Origin of the sequence: Streptomyces sp. PR69 (assembly GCF_026420845.1) — a bacterium.
Taxonomy (GTDB): Bacteria; Actinomycetota; Actinomycetes; order Streptomycetales; family Streptomycetaceae; genus Streptomyces.
The window spans coordinates 221,652-238,957 of sequence record NZ_JAOWCB010000005.1; the positions used below are offsets into that span (position 1 = coordinate 221,652).

General features: G+C 71.0%; 13 protein-coding genes. 7 read left to right on the top strand and 6 right to left on the bottom strand.

What is annotated here, in order from left to right; all coding sequences use genetic code 11:
- Nucleotides 1–133 precede the first annotated feature (133 nt).
- Entirely contained in the window at nt 134–1,771 is a 1,638-nt protein-coding gene (locus OF819_RS07130; RefSeq protein WP_267242507.1) for a multicopper oxidase family protein, read from the bottom strand.
- 276 nt (nt 1,772–2,047) lie between these two features.
- Between OF819_RS07130 and OF819_RS07135 the strand changes: the two genes are divergently transcribed.
- A complete protein-coding gene (locus tag OF819_RS07135; RefSeq protein WP_267242508.1) occupies nt 2,048–3,157 on the top strand; it encodes a cytochrome P450 in 1,110 nt (369 codons plus the stop codon).
- Between the two features lie 34 nt (nt 3,158–3,191).
- Here the strand turns inward: OF819_RS07135 and OF819_RS07140 are convergent, their stop codons facing one another.
- Nucleotides 3,192–4,676: an MFS transporter gene (locus OF819_RS07140; protein ID WP_267242509.1), complete on the bottom strand. Its 1,485-nt coding sequence runs from the start codon at nt 4,674–4,676 to the stop codon at nt 3,192–3,194.
- A gap of 262 nt (nt 4,677–4,938) precedes the next feature.
- On the opposite strand from OF819_RS07140, the gene OF819_RS07145 reads away from it, so the two are divergent.
- A complete protein-coding gene (locus OF819_RS07145) occupies nt 4,939–7,044 on the top strand; it encodes an MMPL family transporter (RefSeq protein ID WP_267242569.1) in 2,106 nt (701 codons plus the stop codon).
- Between the two features lie 137 nt (nt 7,045–7,181).
- Nucleotides 7,182–8,387, top strand: a complete 1,206-nt coding sequence (locus tag OF819_RS07150; protein WP_267242510.1) for an FAD-dependent monooxygenase — start codon at nt 7,182–7,184, stop codon at nt 8,385–8,387.
- A 107-nt stretch (nt 8,388–8,494) separates the two neighbouring features.
- Here OF819_RS07150 and OF819_RS07155 read toward each other — a convergent pair whose 3' ends face one another.
- The gene (locus OF819_RS07155) at nt 8,495–9,022 is read right to left on the bottom strand and encodes a VOC family protein (RefSeq protein WP_267242511.1); all 528 of its coding nucleotides are present in this window, start codon (nt 9,020–9,022) and stop codon (nt 8,495–8,497) included.
- Nucleotides 9,023–9,221: 199 nt separating this feature from the next.
- Here OF819_RS07155 and OF819_RS07160 point away from each other — a divergent pair, with 199 nt between their 5' ends.
- Genes OF819_RS07160 through OF819_RS07175 form a run of 4 tightly spaced genes read left to right on the top strand, consistent with a single transcriptional unit; the run spans nt 9,222 to nt 14,059 of the window.
- Nucleotides 9,222–10,625 (top strand): tryptophan 7-halogenase, encoded by a 1,404-nt coding sequence (locus OF819_RS07160; RefSeq protein WP_267242512.1) that lies wholly within the window; start codon nt 9,222–9,224, stop codon nt 10,623–10,625.
- Nucleotides 10,622–12,169 (top strand): peptide MFS transporter, encoded by a 1,548-nt coding sequence (locus OF819_RS07165; RefSeq protein WP_267242513.1) that lies wholly within the window; start codon nt 10,622–10,624, stop codon nt 12,167–12,169. Before OF819_RS07160 ends, OF819_RS07165 begins: the two co-directional genes overlap by 4 nt.
- Complete coding sequence (locus OF819_RS07170; protein WP_267242514.1) at nt 12,166–13,188, top strand: methyltransferase; 1,023 nt, start codon at nt 12,166–12,168, stop codon at nt 13,186–13,188. The genes OF819_RS07165 and OF819_RS07170 overlap by 4 nt, the downstream gene beginning before the upstream one ends.
- 13 nt (nt 13,189–13,201) lie before the next feature.
- Nucleotides 13,202–14,059 carry an LLM class flavin-dependent oxidoreductase gene (locus tag OF819_RS07175; protein WP_267242515.1) on the top strand — a complete coding sequence of 286 codons (858 nt, stop codon included), beginning with the start codon at nt 13,202–13,204 and terminating at the stop codon, nt 14,057–14,059.
- Between the two features lie 671 nt (nt 14,060–14,730).
- Here OF819_RS07175 and hypE read toward each other — a convergent pair.
- The 3 genes from hypE to OF819_RS07190 all read right to left on the bottom strand — a co-directional run bounded on the left by hypE (nt 14,731) and on the right by OF819_RS07190 (nt 17,277).
- Entirely contained in the window at nt 14,731–15,720 is a 990-nt protein-coding gene (hypE, locus tag OF819_RS07180) for a hydrogenase expression/formation protein HypE (protein WP_267242570.1), read from the bottom strand.
- An 88-nt stretch (nt 15,721–15,808) separates the two neighbouring features.
- Complete coding sequence (hypD, locus tag OF819_RS07185; RefSeq protein ID WP_267242516.1) at nt 15,809–16,948, bottom strand: hydrogenase formation protein HypD; 1,140 nt, start codon at nt 16,946–16,948, stop codon at nt 15,809–15,811.
- On the bottom strand, nt 16,945–17,277 hold the full coding sequence (locus OF819_RS07190) for a HypC/HybG/HupF family hydrogenase formation chaperone (RefSeq protein WP_267242517.1): 333 nt from the start codon (nt 17,275–17,277) through the stop codon (nt 16,945–16,947). The genes hypD and OF819_RS07190 overlap by 4 nt, the downstream gene beginning before the upstream one ends.
- Between the last annotated feature and the right edge of the window lie 29 nt (nt 17,278–17,306).

The following is a 17,306-nucleotide window of genomic DNA, read 5'->3' on the forward strand; positions in this document are numbered from 1 at the left end:
GGACGGAGTCTGGGGGAGGTAGCTGTGGGAGATTGAGGCGCAAGAGGCTGCACAATCAAGCCCCGCCGGCGTTTGAGGCGCGGGGGTCCGGGGGCGGAGCCCCCGGGAGACGGGGTCTGGGGCGGAGCCCCAGTCACTCGTGCCGCGCGTACGCGATGATCTGCCGTGGCGCATCGCCCTCGGCCCCCGGCTCCACCACCGTGAACTGCCCCATCATCCCCTGATCCTCATGCCGCAGCTGATGGCAGTGAAACATGAAGGGCTTCTTCTCGTCCGTGTACTCCGGCAGCGCGACAGCCAGCCGCACCATGTCCCCCGGCGGCACATACACGGTGTCCTTCGCCCCGACGAGATGCGCCGCCGGCTTCCCGCCCGCGTACTCAAGGACGTTGAAGCTCAGACCGTGGATATGGAAGCTGTGCACGCCGTCCGCGTTGCCTTCGACCTCCCACACCTCCACCTGGCCCGCCGGGCACACCTCGTCGATGCGCTCCATGTCCATCTTCTTGCCGTTGATGTTGGTGCCGCTGAGGCGGAAGCGGCGTACGCGGGGTGAGTCGGGCAGTTCGATCGGGGCGGGCGCGCCCCGCAGCCGGTCCGGCACGGGGGGCGAGGGGGCCAGGCGCTTGTCGGCGCGGAGTTCGATCATGTCGAAGGTGTCCTCGCCGCCGTCGAGCCGCTTGGTCGGGAAGCCGACGCCGATGTCCGGCGGGAAGCTGCGCAGCAGGGTGCGCTCGCCGGGCTCGACCGCCACCACGACCTCCGCGCGCTCGGCGGGCGCGAGCTGGATGCGGCGCAGCGGCACGGGCTTGGCCACCAGCCCGTTCTCCAGTGCGACGAGGGTGAACTCCCGGTTGTCGGTGAAGCCGAGGTTGAAGACGCGGGCGTTGGAGGCGTTCATCAGCCGCAGCCGCACCAGCGTGGTGGTGACCCTCAGATGGGGGTCGTAGGTGCCGTTGACCAGGATGGTGTCGCCGAGCACCCCGATGTTGCCGACGCCGGCGAAGCTCTCCAGGGTGGAGACGTTGCGCAGTTCGATGGAGCCGTCGTCGTTGAACTGGCGGTCCTGGAGGATCAGCGGGATGTCGTCAACGCCGTAACGGCTGGGCAGTCCCGCTCCGTCGGAGGCGTCGTCGTCCAGGATGAACAGGCCCGCGAGGCCCCGTGAGACATGGTCGGCGGTCTGGCCGTGCGGATGCGGGTGGTACCAGAGCGTGGACGCGGGCTGGACGATCTCCCACTCCGGCCGCCACACCGCCCCCGGCACCACGGACTGGTGCGGACCGCCGTCGTTGACGGCGGGCAGATGCATGCCGTGCCAGTGCATCGTCGTCGTCTCCGGCAGTTTGTTGGTGAAGCGGACGGAGACCCTGTCGCCGCGCCGGGCGCGCAGGGTGGGGCCCAGGAACGCGCCGTTCACACCCCAGGTCGGCGTCTGCTTCCCCGGGAGGAGCTTGCTGACGCCTTCCTGCGCTGTGAGGGTGAAGCGCTTTCCTCCCGAGCCGTCGGATGTGCCTTCCAGGAGCGGGGGAATTCGGACTTTGTTGGCGAAGGTCAGGGTGCCGAGGTTGGTCATCTTCCGGTCGCCGTACACGGAGGCGAAGTTGACCGCGTAGGCGCCGCCGAGCAGCACTCCGCCGCCTAACACGCCCGATGCGGTGAGAAACAGCCGTCGTCGCAGCGTGCGAGGCCGTTTTCCCTCGCGGGCCTGCTTTCCGCCGCGTCCGGCGGAGCCGGCTCCCTGTCCGTTGCCCTGTGCATGATGGGTCATGGCGCCATGATTGACCGTCACCGGTCCAGATTGGTACGGAGATCTCAAGTCCCGCTCGAATGCCGTGGGAATCACCCTGGAGAGAGCGCTTTCAGACGCACGGCTGATTCTCGCTCGTGTTCAAGTTTCGTTCGAGCCATGACAGCGAGCGTCGAGGTGACCTTGCTCGCGGACAGCGGATAACCGGAGGCAGACACTGTGATCGCACAGTCCCCGGCACCACCGAAGCCCGCCATGGACGACGGCGGAAGAAAGCTTTTTGCATGGCTGAAGACCATGAGAGATGAGCATCCCGTCTGGCAGGATCAGCACGGGGTCTGGCATGTGTTCCGCCACAAGGACGTCCAGCGTGTCATCACCGAGTACGAGGAGTTCTCCGCCGATCAGACGCGGGTCGTTCCCGACCAGCAGCGCATCTCCCGCGGAGACCTCACCCTGATGGACCCGCCGCTGCACCGGACGATGCGCGCGCTGGTGTCGTCGGTCTTCACCCGCAGGGCCATCGACGCACTCGCCCCGCGTATCACCGAGATCAGCGAGACCCTGCTGGACGAGGCTGCCGGCAAGGCGGAGTTCGACCTCGTCCGCGACTTCGCCTATCCGCTGCCGGTGACGGTCATCGCCGAACTGCTCGGCGTGCCCGCCTCCGACCAGCCGCTGTTCCGCAAGTGGGCGGAGACCATCCGGTTCGCCGACGGTGCGGACCCCAACAACCCCGAGCTGATCGCGGCCGTCGAGGGCGCGGTGAAGGCGACCACCGAGTACCTCGGCGAACACTGCCGCAGCCGCCGCACCCGCCCGCAGGACGACCTCATCAGCCGGCTCGTCGCCGCGGAGGTCGACGGCGAACGCATGGACGACGAGGAAGTCTCCACCTTCGCCGGGCTGCTGCTGATGACGGGGCATGTCACCACCGTCGTGCTCCTCGCCAACGCGCTGCTCTGCTTCGACGAGACGCCCGGCGCATACGCCGACGTCCGCGACGACCGCTCACTGGTGACCGGAGCGGTGGAGGAGGTGCTGCGGCTGCGCACCCCCTTTATGCACACCAAGCGCGTCGCCGTGAAGGAGACCGAGGTCGCGGGGGTGCTCATACCGCCGGACCAGATGATCGAGGCCTGGCTGCTGTCCGCCAACCACGACGAGCGGCAGTTCCCGGACGCCGAACACTTCGACCACCGGCGGGAGCACAATGCGCACCTGGGTCTCGGCCACGGTGTGCACTTCTGCCTCGGCGCTCCGCTGGCCCGGCTGGAGGGCGCCATCGCGCTCAATGCGCTGATGGACCGCTATCTGCACATCGAGGTTCTCCAGAAGGAGTTCGAGCCGTACGGATGGGGCCTGTCCGGCGCGCAGCAGCTGATGGTCCGCCCCCAGCGGGCCTGATGCCGCTCCGGCCGGCCCGCCGTCGACGGCCGGATCAGCGATAGGGCTTGGCGTCACGGGGGAGGGCCTGGGCGATCAGCGCCACCAGCACCAGGCCCCCCACTGTGTACGGATGAAACGCATCGAAGGCGTCCGCTAACGCTCCGGCGGCAGCGGACGCCTCTTCGCCTCCCGCGGGCGGAGGTGTCCCCGCGGACGCGGACACGGGCAGCCCGCCCAGCAGCAGCACCCCCAGCAGCGCGGTGCCCACCGCGCCGCCCAGCTGGACGGACGCGCCGCACGCGCCGGACGCCGCCCCCGCGTCGCCCGGCTCCACCCCCGTACCCGCGTACATAAAGGCGGGGCCGATGACCGCCACCGTCCCCACCCCGCCCAGAAACGTCCCCGGCGCCAGCTGCCACCACGCGGCGTCGGCGTCCAGCGCCAGCGCGAACCACAGCAGCCCCGCCGCGGCCAGCAGCGCGCCCAGACTCACCGCGTTCCGGCCCAGCCTGGGGACGGCCCAGCGCAGCAGCTGGGAGGCGATCCCGCCGCCGACGGCCCACGGCAGAAACGTCAGTCCGGTGCGCAGCGCGGTGTATCCCAGGCCGTTCTGCAGAGTCAGCGAGACCGCGATAAAGAAGGCGATCATCACGATATGCACGGTGAACAGCACCGCCACGGCCGGGCTGAACCCCGGCAGCGCGAACAGCCGCAGCGGCACCAGCGCCGAGCGGTCCCGGCGGTCCTTCACCCGTGCGTGCGCCGCGTACAGCGCCAGCACCAGCGGCGCGCACGCCAGCGAGATCCGCAGCCAGACCGGCCACCCGGCGTCCTCGCCCTGCACCAGCGGATACAGCGCACACAGCAGACCCGCCGTCACCAGCGCCACGCCCAGCGGATCCATCCGCAGCGGACGCTCGGCGCGGGTGTCGGGAATGAGCGCCCAGGAGGCCGCCAGCGTGACCAGACCCACCGGCACATTGATCAGAAACAGTCCGCGCCAGCCGAGGCCGGCGATGTCGTAGGTGACGAACACCCCGCCCAGCAGCGGCCCGATCACCGAGGCGACCCCCGTCACGGCCCCGAACGCGGCGCTGGCTCCGGGCCGTTCCCGTAGCGGGAAGACCGCGTACACCGTGGCCATCACCTGCGGCACCATCAGCGCGGCGGACAGCCCCTGGAGCGTCCGCGCCACGATCATGAATCCGGCGTCCGGGGCGAGCCCGCAGGCCGCGGAGGTGACGGTGAAGCAGCCCACGCCCAGCAGGAACAGCGTCCGGCGTCCATACCGGTCGCCCAGCCGCCCGCCGGTGATCACCCCCGCGCCGAACGCCAGGGTGTACGCGGCCATCAGCCACTGCGAGGCCGCATAGCCCGCGCCCAGCCCCTCCCGCATGGCGGGCAGCGCCACCGTGACCACGGTGACGTCCAGCAGGTTCATAAACATCGCCACGAGCATCAGGGAGAGCATCAGCCGGCGGCGGGGATGCGGCTCTGGCTCCGTCCCCGTCGTACGGGTCGTCTCCGGCACGGTCATCCGGCCCTCCGTCAGTCCGGCTCACGCTGTGCGGTGCGCGCCCCTCGCGGACCTGCTGTGTCCGCACGGGCGCGGCCACCCTGCCAGCGGCTTCTACAGCCTCGCTCAAGCCGGGCGTTGAGCGGGTCTGTAGTCACCGGCGAGCCGGGCTTGGGTTGATGGACTCCCGAAGTGTGAGGAGGGCTCCGTGACCGTCACGCCTGACGAGAAGACACCGACACAGAATGCCGAGCCTCCCGAGCGGGCCGGCGTCTTCGCACGGATGGCCCGGCTCGCCGGCCGGCGCAAGTGGTCCGCACTGGCCCTGTGGGTGGTCGTGCTGGTCGGCGTGTGGGCGGCCGCGTCCGCGCTGGGGGAGAAGTACCGCGATGACTACACCCTCCCCGACACCGAGTCCCAGCGTGCCGTGGAGCTGCTGAAGGAGCACTCGCCCGCCAGCGCCGGCGGCTCCGTCGAGATCGTGCTGCACAGCGAGGCCGGACTGCGCGACCCGGGCACGGTCACCGCGGTCGAGGCGATGCTCGACAAGGTGTCCGGGCTGCCGCATGTGAGCCAGGTGCGCAGTCTGTACGACGACGGGGCGGCCATCTCCCGGGACGGCACGATCGGCTTCGCCACCGTCTCCCTCGATGTGCCCGACGAGGAGATGGAGATCGCCGACACCCAGCGGATCCTGGACACCGCGCGCACGGCGCAGACCGACGGGCTCGCGGTCGAGCTGGGCGGCGAGCCCGCCCGTGAGCTGGACGTTCCGGCGGGCGGCGCGGCCGAGGGCGCGGGCATCATCGCCGCGCTCGTCATCCTGGTGTTCATGTTCGGCACGGTCATCGCCGCCGGACTGCCCGTGATCACCGCCGTGTTCGCGGTGGGCTCCACCATGGGCGTGATCGTGCTGGCCTCGCATCTGTTCACCATCGCCAGCTTCACCCCGTATGTGATGATGCTCGTCGGCCTCGGCGTCGGCATCGACTACGCCCTGCTGATCTTCGCCAGATATCGTGCGGAGCTGGTCCGGGGAGTCGCCCCCGACAGGGCCGCGGAGCGGGCCCTGGACGTCGCGGGGCGCACCGTCTTCTTCGCGGGCTGCACCGTGATCATCGCGCTGCTGGGACTGGTCGCGCTGGGGCTCGGCATGCTGCGCGGCACGGCGATCGCGGTGAGCCTCACCGTGCTGATCACCATGCTGGCCTCGCTGACGCTGCTGCCCGCGCTGCTGGGGATCTTCGGCAAGCGGTTCGCCCGGCAGTTCGCCGCACGGGCGGAGAAGAAGGCCGCGCGGGGCAAGAGCGCGGACGGCGCGGGCTGGCGGCGCTGGGGCGCGCTTGTGCAGCGGCGTCCCATCGCCGCCCTGACCGTGGCGGTGCTGGCGCTCGGTGCGCTGTCCGCCCCGGTCCTGGGGATGCGCCTGGGCCTTGCCGACGCGGGCAACGAGCCGACGACGGCCACCAGCCGTACGGCGTACGACCTGCTGGCAGAGGGCTTCGGCCCCGGCTTCAACGGCCCGCTGATCGTGGTGGCCGACGCCGGGGACGGCTCACAGCAGGCCGCGGCGGCGCTTGCCGAGCGGCTCGGCTCGGTCTCCGGCATCGCGGGCGCCAGCGACCCCATCCCCACCGAGGACGGCCAGGCCGCCATGGTGATCGCCTATCCGAAGAGCTCGCCGCAGGACGAGCAGACCACAGAACTGCTGCACGATCTGCGCGACGAGGTGCTCCCGCAGGTGGCGAACGAGACCGGGGCGGAGTTCGCGGTGGGCGGGGCGACCGCGGCCATCGTGGACTACTCCGACACCGTCGCCGCCCGGATGGCGCTCTTCGTCGCCATCGTCGTCGGTCTTTCGGTGCTGCTGCTGATGGCGGTGTTCCGCTCCGTGCTGATCCCGCTCAAGGCGGCCGTGCTCAATCTGCTGAGCATCGGGGCGGCGCTCGGCGCGGTCACCCTGGTCTTCCAGCACGGCTGGCTCGGCGTCGACAAGGGGCCCATCGAGGCATTCCTGCCGATCATGATCTTCGCGATCGTCTTCGGCCTCTCCATGGACTATGAGATCTTCCTGATCTCCCGGATGCGCGAGGAGTGGGAGGCGACCCGCGACCACGCACGGGCGGTGCGCGAGGGGCTGGCCCGGACCGGCGCCGTCATCACCGCCGCCGGCGCCATCATGATCGTCGTATTCGGCGCCTTTATGCTCAGCCATGACCGGATGCTGCGTCAGTTCGGCTTCGGCCTGGCCGTCGCCATCTTCATCGACGCCGTGATCGTCCGGTGTCTGATCGTCCCCGCCGCCATGCAGCTGATGGGACGCCATGCCTGGTCGCTGCCGCGCTGGATGGAAAAGGCGCTGCCTCGAGTGGAACTCGAGAAAGACTAGAGCGCCACGGGTGAGGGAAGGGCCGCCGGAGCGCTCTCTAGCAAGGCGCAAGCGGCCCTTCCTATCCTGAGCGCGCACGGCAAGCACGGAAAATCAGCAGCAGCGCTACTCCCTTCACAGGGGAATCGAGGTTGAACATGGGCGGCGGAGCAACGGCTGCACCCAGGAAAGCCCTCTTGATCGGATGCGGCATCGCAGGCCCCACCCTGGCCATGTTTCTCCAGAGGATCGGCATTGAGGCCGTTGTCTACGAGGCGGGAGAAGAGCCCAGGGACGGCGCGGGAGCATTCCTGAATCTCGCGCCGAACGGAATGGCGGTACTGAAGACCCTCGGGGTGTTCGACGATGTCGAGAAGTACGGTGCTTACACCACCTCGACCGCCTTCCTGAACCACAAGGGAAAGGTGCTCGGGGAGAATCCGGCCCAGACCCTGCTGATCAAACGCGGGCTGCTCAACAAGGCGCTGCGCGAGGCGGCGCAGGGCCGCGGCGTCCCGATCGAGTTCGGCAAGCGCTTCAGCAGCATGGAGCACACCGAAACGGGGGTGCGGGCCCACTTCGCCGACGGCTCAGTCGCGGAGGGCGACTTCCTCGTCGGCTGTGACGGCATCCATTCCAAGACCCGCTACACCGTGCTGCCGGACGCCCCGCACCCGGAGTACACCGGGGTGATCGGCACCGCCGGCTACACCCGCAGCGACCAGGCCGCCCCCGCCGACGGGGTGATGCGGATGTCGTTCTGCCTCAAGGGCTTCTTCGGCTACCAGACCATTCCCGGCGGGGAGATCTACTGGTTCGAGAACTACCACCAGGCGGCCGAGCCCGGCCGCGGCGAGCTGGACAAGGTCCCCCACGAGACCTGGAAGAAGAAGCTGCTCGACAAGCACCGGGACGACCACCACCCGGTGAGCGCGATCATCGACTCCACGCCGGACGGCATCATCGGCTACCCGATCTACGACATGCTGTCCATCCCCACCTGGCACCGGGAGCGCGTCTGCCTCGTCGGCGACGCGGCGCACGCCACCTCGCCGCATGTCGGCCAGGGTGCGTCCATGGCGATGGAGGACTCCATCGTGCTCACCAAGTGCCTGCGCGATCTGCCCACCCCCGAGCGGGCGTTCGCCGCCTTCCAGGCGCTGCGCAAGGACCGCGTCGAGAAGATCATCAAGGAGGGGCGGAAGACGGGCAACCAGAAGGCCGCGGCCAACGGCTTCCAGCGGGCCGTACGCGATCTGGTGCTGCCGTTCTTCCTCAAGCTGGGCGTCAAGGCCACCGACCCCGTCTACTCGTACCGCGTGGACTGGGACCAGCCGGTGAACGTCGCCGCCCGGGCCGCCTGAGCGCTCCGCGGGCGGCGCGGCGACCGGCCGTAGAGCACGGTGCCGCACAGCGCAGAGGGGGCGTGCATCCTTCAGGATGCACGCCCCCTCTTGTCGCCGGAGGCGGACTACTCGTTGTGTGTGGAGAGCTGCACCAGATTGCCCTCCGGGTCGCCCACATACGCCGAACGCTCGCCCCACGGCTGGTCCTTGGGCGCCATCAGCGACCTCGCCCCGGCCTTCAGCGCCTGCTTGTACGCGGCGTCCACATCCGCGACGAGCACCACCAGCTCCGACTGCTTGCGCCAGGTGCGGCCTATGTTCCGCATCCCCGTCGCCTCCCTGACCACGTCATAGGTCGAGACGGTGATGTAGTAGTCGCCCATGACGACTGTGCCGAACACCCCGGGCCCCGTCTCCGGGAACCGGTACAGGATGTCAAAGCCGAGACCGTCACGGTAGAACGCCATCAGCGTGTCGATGTTCCTGGCGTACAGGCCCGGCTGACCGTACCGGACCTCCATGGCCGCAGCGGCGGCCGGCCGCCGCTCCGCCGTCGGTGCGGCCCCCGCGGGCGCACCGGCGGCCAGTCCGACGGTCAGCAGCGTCGTCGCCGCGGCGCCCGCGGCCCAGCGTCTTACAGCGGTGGAAGGCATCTCGTCTCCTTCGGGTTTCGGCAGCGGTGCCGACTTTGCGCCACCAAGACGACCAGCCCCGGCTTGAACCCGGCTCAAGGGCGCGGGCCCGCCCCCGCCCCACGTCGAGGAGTTCTCCACTCCGCCTCCGGCCGGCCCCGGCACGGTGCAGCGGACGGTCCGAACCCGTCTCGCGAGCTTCGGAGGAATGGAGAAACAGATGCGTGGTTCCACCCAGATCCTCGTCATCGGGGGAGGGCCCGCGGGCTCCACCGCCGCAGGACTGCTGGCCAAGGAAGGCTTCCAGGTCACCCTGCTCGAACGGGACCAGTTCCCCCGCTATCACATCGGAGAGTCGATCCTCCCCTCGTGCCGGCCGATCCTCGAGATGCTCGGCGTCTGGGACAAGGTGCAGGCCCACGGCTTCCAGTCCAAGGGCGGGGCGTACTTCTTCTGGGGCCCCGAGGAGTGGGAGGTCCGCTTCAACAGCCTCGGCGACGACGGCGCCAACGCCTGGCAGGTGGTGCGCTCCGAGTTCGACGAGCTGCTGCTGCGCCACGCCGCCGACCTCGGCGTCGAGGTCGTCGAGAACACAGTCGTCAAGGAGCTGGAGTTCGACGGGGACCGCCCCGTCGCCGCGCTGTGGGCCGGCGCCAAGGACACCGCGCTCAGCGGCCGCATCACCTTCGACTATGTGATCGACTGCTCAGGCCGCGGCGGCGTCTTCGCCGCCCGCCATCTGAAGAACCGCCAGTACCACGAGATCTTCCGCAATGTCGCCGCCTGGTCGTACTGGAAGAACGTGAGGCCCCTCGACCGCGGCCCCGAGGGCTCCATCGCCGTGCTGTCCGCCGAGGACGGCTGGTTCTGGAACATCCCGCTGCACAACGGCACCACCAGCATCGGCCTTGTCACCGGCCGGGACATCTTCAACGAGAAGAAGAACACCCTCGGCGGCATCCAGCAGGTCTATGACAAGGCCATCGCCGAATGCCCCCATCTGCTGCGCTACCTCGAAGGCGCCGAGCAGATCTCCGGCATGAAGGTCGAGCAGGACTACTCGTACGCCGCCGAGTCCTTCTGCGGCCCCGGTTATCTGCTCAGCGGGGACGCCGCCTGCTTCCTCGACCCGCTGCTGTCCACCGGAGTCCATCTGGCCACCTACAGCGCCATGCTCGCCGCCGCCAGCGTCGGCAGCGTGCTGCGCGGCGAGGCGGAGGAGAAGGAGGCCTGGGAGTTCTACCAGACCGTCTACCGGCACGCCTACGAGCGGCTGCTGGTCCTGGTCTCCGTCTTCTACGAGAGCTACCGCGGCAAGGAACACCACTTCTACAACGCCCAGAAACTGACCAGCGAACAGCGCGAGAGCCTGTCCATCCAGGACGCCTTCGACCGCATCGTCACCGGCATCGCCGACCTGGAGGACGCCCAGGACGTGTACTCCCGCGTCCACGCCCACCTCAACGGCGCTCAGAGCGGCGACCCCAACCCGCTGGCCAATCTGAACAAGGTCCATGAGCAGAAGCAGGCCCCGATGCGGCCCGAGAACGCCGTCGGCGGGCTGTACCTCGCCTTCCGGCCGCGGCTGCACCTGGCCCGCGCGGAGGGAGCGACCAGCGCATGACTGCCGTACGCGACGAACAGGGGCCGGGCGGGGCCGGCACGGGGTCCATCAGAACCTGGCCCGCCTGGTACCGCACGCTCTTCATGAGCGATGTGTGGGAGCGGTTCGGCTTCTTCGGAATGCAGGCCATCCTGGTGCTGTTCGCCGTCGCCCCGCGCGACGAAGGCGGCCTCGGACTCGCCAAGGCCGACTCCGCCGCGCTGTTCGGCGCGTGGATCGGCCTGGCGTTCATGCTCTGTCTGCCCGGCGGCTGGGTCGCCGACCGGCTGCTCGGCCCCCGCCGCACCCTGCTGCTGGGCGCCTGGGTCACCACCGCCGGCCACTTCACCCTCGCCGCACCCTGGCTGTGGACCACCCCCGTCGGGCTGATCCTGCTGGCCGCGGGCCTCGGCCTCTACAAGCCGAACCACCAGGCCATGCTCAATCTGATGTTCGGCAAGGACAGCGGCCGTCGCGAAGCCGGCATCTCCATGATGTACGTCGGCATCCAGGTCAGCGCCCTCCTCTCGCCGCTCATCGCCGGCTTCCTCGGCGAACGCGTCGACTGGCGGCTCGGCTTCGCCGTCTCCGGCACCGCCATGCTGCTCGGCACGCTCCAGCTGTGGATGAGCCAGCACCAGTTCAGGGACGTCGGCTCTGCGCCCGGCCGGCCGCTCAGCGGGGAGGAGTCCCGCCGCGCCACGCGGCGCATCGGGATCGGGGCGGGCGTCCTCGCCGTCCTGCTGGCCGGCATGGCCGCCTCCGGCGGGCTCAACCCCGGCAGCTCCATCGCGCTCGTCGGCATGGCCTCCATCCTCGCCCCCGTCATCGCCTACACCGTCCTCTACCGCAGCCGCGAACTGACCGCGGGCGACCGCAGGCGGCTCCGCTCCTTCCTGTGGATCTTCCTCGGCTCCACGCTGTTCTGGTCGATGATCGCCCAGGACGGCTCCTCGCTGACCCTCTTCGCCAAGGAGTCGACGGACCGTCATGTCCTCGGCTTCGACGTCCCGGTCAGCTGGCTCCAGTCGGCGACGCCCCTGTTCATCCTGATCCTCGCGCCCCTCTTCGCCTGGCTGCTGCTGCGCTCCGGCGGGGGAGTGGCCGGGGTGCCGGTGAAGTTCTCCATCGGACTCACCCTGACCGGTGTGAGCTTCCTCGTCATGGCGCTCGCCGCCGGCCTGGCCGCGGACGGAGAGAAGGTCTCCCCGCTGTGGCTGCTGACCGTCTATCTGATGCACGCCTGCGGCGAACTGATCGTGGCGGCCGTCGGCATCGCCGCCGTCGCCTTCGTCCTGCCGCGCAAGTTCATGGCCCATATGCTCGGCCTGCTGTGGCTGTTCGCCGCCCTCGGCGGCGGCGCGGGCAGCGGCATGGTGCGGCTCATCGACGTCATCCCCGAGTACGCCTACTACCTGATGCTCGCGGGGATGGCCCTGGCGGCGGGCGGAGCGCTGGCGCTGCGCCGGGGCGCGGTCGTACGGGGCCTCGCCCCCGACGAGCCCGAGACCCCCGGCACACCCCCCGCCGACCCCAGGACCCTCAAGGAGGACAGCCCGGCATGAGCGCTGCAGACCAGGCGACGACCCACCCCAAGGACCCCTCCGGCATCGCCGCGCTGGGCCTCGGCTTCGCCTCCGCGAAACTGCTCCTCAGCGCCCTGGAGCTGGGCGTGTTCACCACACTCGACCAGACCGCCGACCGGGAAGCCGAAGTCGAGGAGCTGCGCGCCGCCCTCGGGCTGCACCCGCGCGCCGCTGCCGACTTCTTCGACGCGCTCGTCGCGCTTGGCCTGCTGGAGCGCACCTCCGGCCGGTATCGCAACAGCGAGGCGGCCCAGCGCCATCTGGTCCGCGGCGAGGACTACGCGGGCGGCTTCCTCGAAGGTGCGAACTTCGTCCTCTACCCCGCCTGGGGGAAGCTCACCCAGGCCCTGCGCACCGGCGCCCCGCAGGCCGAAGGCGACTTCGAGGCCATGCTCAGCGACCCGGCCGCCCAGCGGATGTTCCTCGCCATGCAGGACGCCCTGAGCGCACCCCTCGTCCCGCATCTGCTGGACGCCGTCGACCTGAGCAGCTACTCGACGCTCGTCGACGTCGGCGGCGCCCGCGGCAACCTCGCCGGGCTGCTGCTGCGGGCCTGCCCGCAGCTCACCGGCCGGGTCTTCGACCGCCCGCAGAACGCCGGGCCGTGCGCCGAACACGCCGTGACGCTCGGCGTGGCCGGCCGGCTGGACTTCACCGGAGGCGACTTCTTCGCCGACGAGCTGCCCGAGGCCGACGTCATGGTCATCGGCCATGTGCTGGCCGACTTCTCGCTGGAGGAGCGCAAGCAGCTCATCGGCAAGGCGTACAAGGCGCTGCGGCCCGGCGGAGCACTGCTGGTGTACGACCCCATGCCCGGCGACAAACCCGACCTGGCCTCGCTGGTCGCGTCGCTGCACATGCTGGTGATGACCCCGGCGGGCGCCGGCTACCACCCGGGCGACTGCGAACAGTGGATGCGCGTCGCCGGGTTCGCCGACACCGCCCGGCATCCCCTGCCGCTCGGCAACACCCTGGTGACGGCCCGCAAGACCGCCTGACCGAGGAGCCCTCATGGACATAGGAGTGGGCCTGCCCACCACAGTGCCGGACATCGACGGCCGCCGGCTCGTCGACTGGGCGCGGCTGGCCGAGAACCACGGCTTCGCCAGCCTCGGCTGCCTCGACCGTCTGGTGTACGACAGTTACGAGCCGCTGACCTCGCTCGCCGCCGCGGCCGCGGTGACCGAGCAGATCCGGCTGACGACCTCCATCCTGATCGCCGCGTACCGGCCGGGCCCCGCGCTGCTGGCCAAACAGCTCGCCACGATCCACGAGATCTCCGGCGGGCGGCTCACCGTCGGCGTGGCCGCCGGAGGCCGCGACGACGACTTCCGCGCCACCGGAGCGCCGTACCACGACCGCGGCAAACGCCTGGACGCGCTCCTCGCCGAACTCCGCGAGGTGTGGAACGGCAAGGGCCCCGTCCCCGGCATCGGCCCCTTCCCCAAGGGAGACGGCCCCGAGCTGATCGTCGGCGGCCACACCCCCGCGGCGATGGCCCGCGCCGCCCGCTTCGCCGACGGCTGGATCGCCGGCGGCAGCTCCGCCACCGCCTACGCGGACCTGGCCCGCCGGGCCCGCGAGACCTGGCAGACCCACGGGCGCACGGGCGCGCCGCGGCTGGTCGCCCTGGTGTACGCCTGCCTGGGCCCCGGTGCCCGTGAGACCGCCGAGTCCTATCTGCGCGCGTACTACTCCTTCATCGGCCCCAAGGCCGAGATGGCGGCCAAGGCGGTCATCACGGACGCCTCCCAACTGCGCGACACCGCAGTCGCGTATGCGGAGGCGGGCTGCGGAGAACTGCTGGTGTTCCCCTGCACGGCCCAGCCGGGCCAACTGGAACTCCTCGCAGCCGCGACGCTCGGTTGAGGGCCCGAGCGCCGCGCACCAAGGCCCCGCCGGGTGCACCCGGCGGGGCCTCTCCCGCCCCGGCAAGAGCGCCCGCGAGCTGCTCGCGGGGGCGGCCATGGAGGTGCCCGCGCCGCCGCCTGTCCGCGCGGCGGCGTCCGGATCTTGCCCGGCTCGCGTGCCTGGCGGGGGCACCTCCGTCTGCCTTCGCGGGGACGGGTGTGCGCGCCCGCGCCGTCCGGACCGTACGGGTCGGTCCGCGGCCGGCCGATGGCCTTCCGGCTGACGCCGGGGCGGGGTCGGCGGCGCACCGTGCTGCTCCGGGATGTCCGGTGGTCCGGGACCGGGCGAGGCCGTCACCGTCCCGAGTGGCAGAGGCGACGTGCACGCCGCACGTACCGCAGGCTGTCGGCCGGGGCCGACGCCTCAAGCCCGTCCGTCCGCCCGCCCGCCTGTTCGGCCACGGCCGGGGCGCCGCGGTCCGCGGCGGGCTCGTGTCGTGGCCGCCGCCGACGACGTGCGTCCGTGCGCACGGCGGGCCGATGGCCTTCCGGCTGACGCCGGGCCGCGTTGTTCGCAGGCGGGCGGAGGCCGTCACCGTCCCGGGAGGCGAGCGGCCCGCCGCGCGGGCCGCCGACCGCACGGGCGAGACCGCCCGACGGCGGGCCGTCCACTCTCGGCCGGTCGGGCCGTCAGCAGATCCTCGGCAGTTGTTCGCCCAGGGGCAGATCGATCACGCGGGTGCCGCCCAGGCCCGTGCGGGAGACCACCATGCCGGGGTGTTCGGCGACGCACTCGCCGATCACCGCCGCGTCCGCGCCCAGCGGGTGGGCGCGCATCGCGGCGAGCACCGCGTCCGCCTCGGTGCGCGGGACGAAGGCCACCAGCCGGCCCTCATTGGCGACGTACAGCGGGTCAAGGCCCAGGAAGCCGCAGGCGCCCGCCACCGCCTCCGGGACGGGGACCTGCCGTTCGACGAGGGCGACGCCCGTGCCCGAGGCGACGGCGATCTCGTTGAGGGCCGTGCCCAGGCCGCCCCGCGTCGGGTCGCGCAGCACATGCAGATCGCGGGTGACCGCGAGCATCGTCTCCACCAGGGAGCCCAGCGGCGCGGTGTCGCTCTCCACCTCGACACCGAACTCCAGCCCCTCGCGCACGCTCATGACGGCGATGCCGTGCAACCCGATCGGGCCGCTGACGATGACGACGTCCCCCGGAACGGCCCGCTGGGGACGGATGTCCACCCCGTCCGGCACGATCCCGATCCCCGAGGTGTTCACATATACGCCGTCGCCGTGCCCCGACTCGACGACCTTGGTGTCGCCGGTGGCGACCACCGCCCCGGCCGCCGCCGCGGCCGCCCCGATCGCATCGGCGATCCGCCCCACGACCGGCAGCCCGACGCCTTCCTCCAGGATGAAGGCGCAGGACAGATAGGCGGCACGGGCCCCGCTCATCGCCAGGTCGTTGACGGTGCCGTTGACCGCCAGATCGCCGATGCTGCCGCCGGGGAAGAACAGCGGCTGTACGACGAAGGAGTCGGTCGAGAACGCCAGCCGGGCCCCCGGCAGCGGCAGCACCGCCGAGTCCCCGAGGCCGCCGAGCGTCTCATTGCCGTACGCGGGCGTGAACAGATGCCGGGTGAGCTCGCCCGACAGCGCGCCCCCGCCCCCGTGCCCCATGACCACCACGGGGTGGTCCCGCAGCGGCGCGGGGCAGGTCCAGCCGGCCGGGTCCAGCGCCGTCGGCTCCGGTACGGTGATCGTGGTCTCAGCCAACGGTCGTCGCCTCCTCGGCAGTCGCGGGCCGCCGCGCCGGGGCGTCCAGGCGGCGGTACAGGTAGTACGCGGCACAGGCCCCCTCGCTGGAGACCATCGTGGCCCCGAGCGGGGTGCGCGGGGTGCAGGCCGCGCCGAACGCCTCGCACTCGTGCGGCTTGATCAGCCCCTGCAGCACCTCGCCGCTGCGGCACACCGCCGGCTCGGCGGTGTGCAGCGACTCCACGTCGAAGCGGCGCTCGGCGTCGTACTCCCAGAACGCCTCGGCGAGCCGCCAGCCGCTGCCGGGAATCACGCCGATGCCGCGCCACGCCCGGTCGGCGACCTCGAAGACCTCCTCGATCCTGCGCAGCGCGACGGGGTTGCCCTCCTCGCGCACGGCCCGCGCATAGGCGTTCTCCACCCGGTGCTCACCGCGTTCGAGCTGCCGCACGGCCCGCCGGACGCCTTCGAGGATGTCCAGCGGCTCGAAACCCGTCACCACGATCGGCACCTTGTGCCGCTGGGCGAGCGGCGGATACTCCCGTGTGCCCATCACGCTGCACACATGCCCCGCCGCCAGGAACGCCTGCACCCGGCAGTCCGGCGCGCCCATGATGGCCTCGACGGCCGGGGGGACGCGCACATGCGACACCAGCAGGCTGAAGTTGCGGACGCCCAGCCGCCGCGCCTCGTGCACGGTCATCGCGTTCGCGGGCGCCGTGGTCTCGAAGCCGATGCCGAAGAAGACCACCTCCTTCTCCGGGTGACGGCGCGCCAGGTCGAGCGCGTCCATGGGCGAGTACACCACCCGTACGTCTCCGCCCTCGCTGCGCACCCGGAACAGATCGCGCCCGGTGCCCGGCACCCGCAGCATGTCGCCGAACGAACAGAAGATCACATCCGGCCGGGAGGCGATCTCCAGCGCCTTGTCGATCATTTCCAGCGGGGTCACGCACACCGGGCAGCCGGGGCCGTGGATCAGCTCCACCGTGTCGGGCAGCAGCTGGTCGATGCCATGCCGGATGATCGAGTGGGTCTGGCCGCCGCAGACCTCCATCAGCGCCCAGGGGCCGGTGGCGGCCGTGGCGTGGATCTCTTCCAGCAGTCGGCGGGCGAGGCCGGGATCGTGGAATTCGTCGAGGTACTTCACCGCGGCTCCTCAGGGACGCGGGCCGCCGTCCGCTCGGCGGCCGGGTTGTCGGTCAGTCCGGCCTCGGCGGCCGCACGGCTCCAGGGATCGCCGAACTCCTCCTCCAGCAGCCCCAGTTCCCCGAAGAGCCGCAGCGAGGCGCGCGCGGACTCCTCGTCGAGCCGCTGCAGGGCGAAGCCGACATGGACGATGACGTACTCGCCCTCCTCTGCCTCGGGCACATAGGCGAGGCAGACGTCCTTCACCACCCCGCCGAAGTCGACGCGCGCCATCGGCGTGCCGTCCCGTTCAAAGAGCCCGACCACCTTGCCGGGCACCGCCAGGCACATGGGGTTCTCCGTTCGTCGCTGATTCGTTG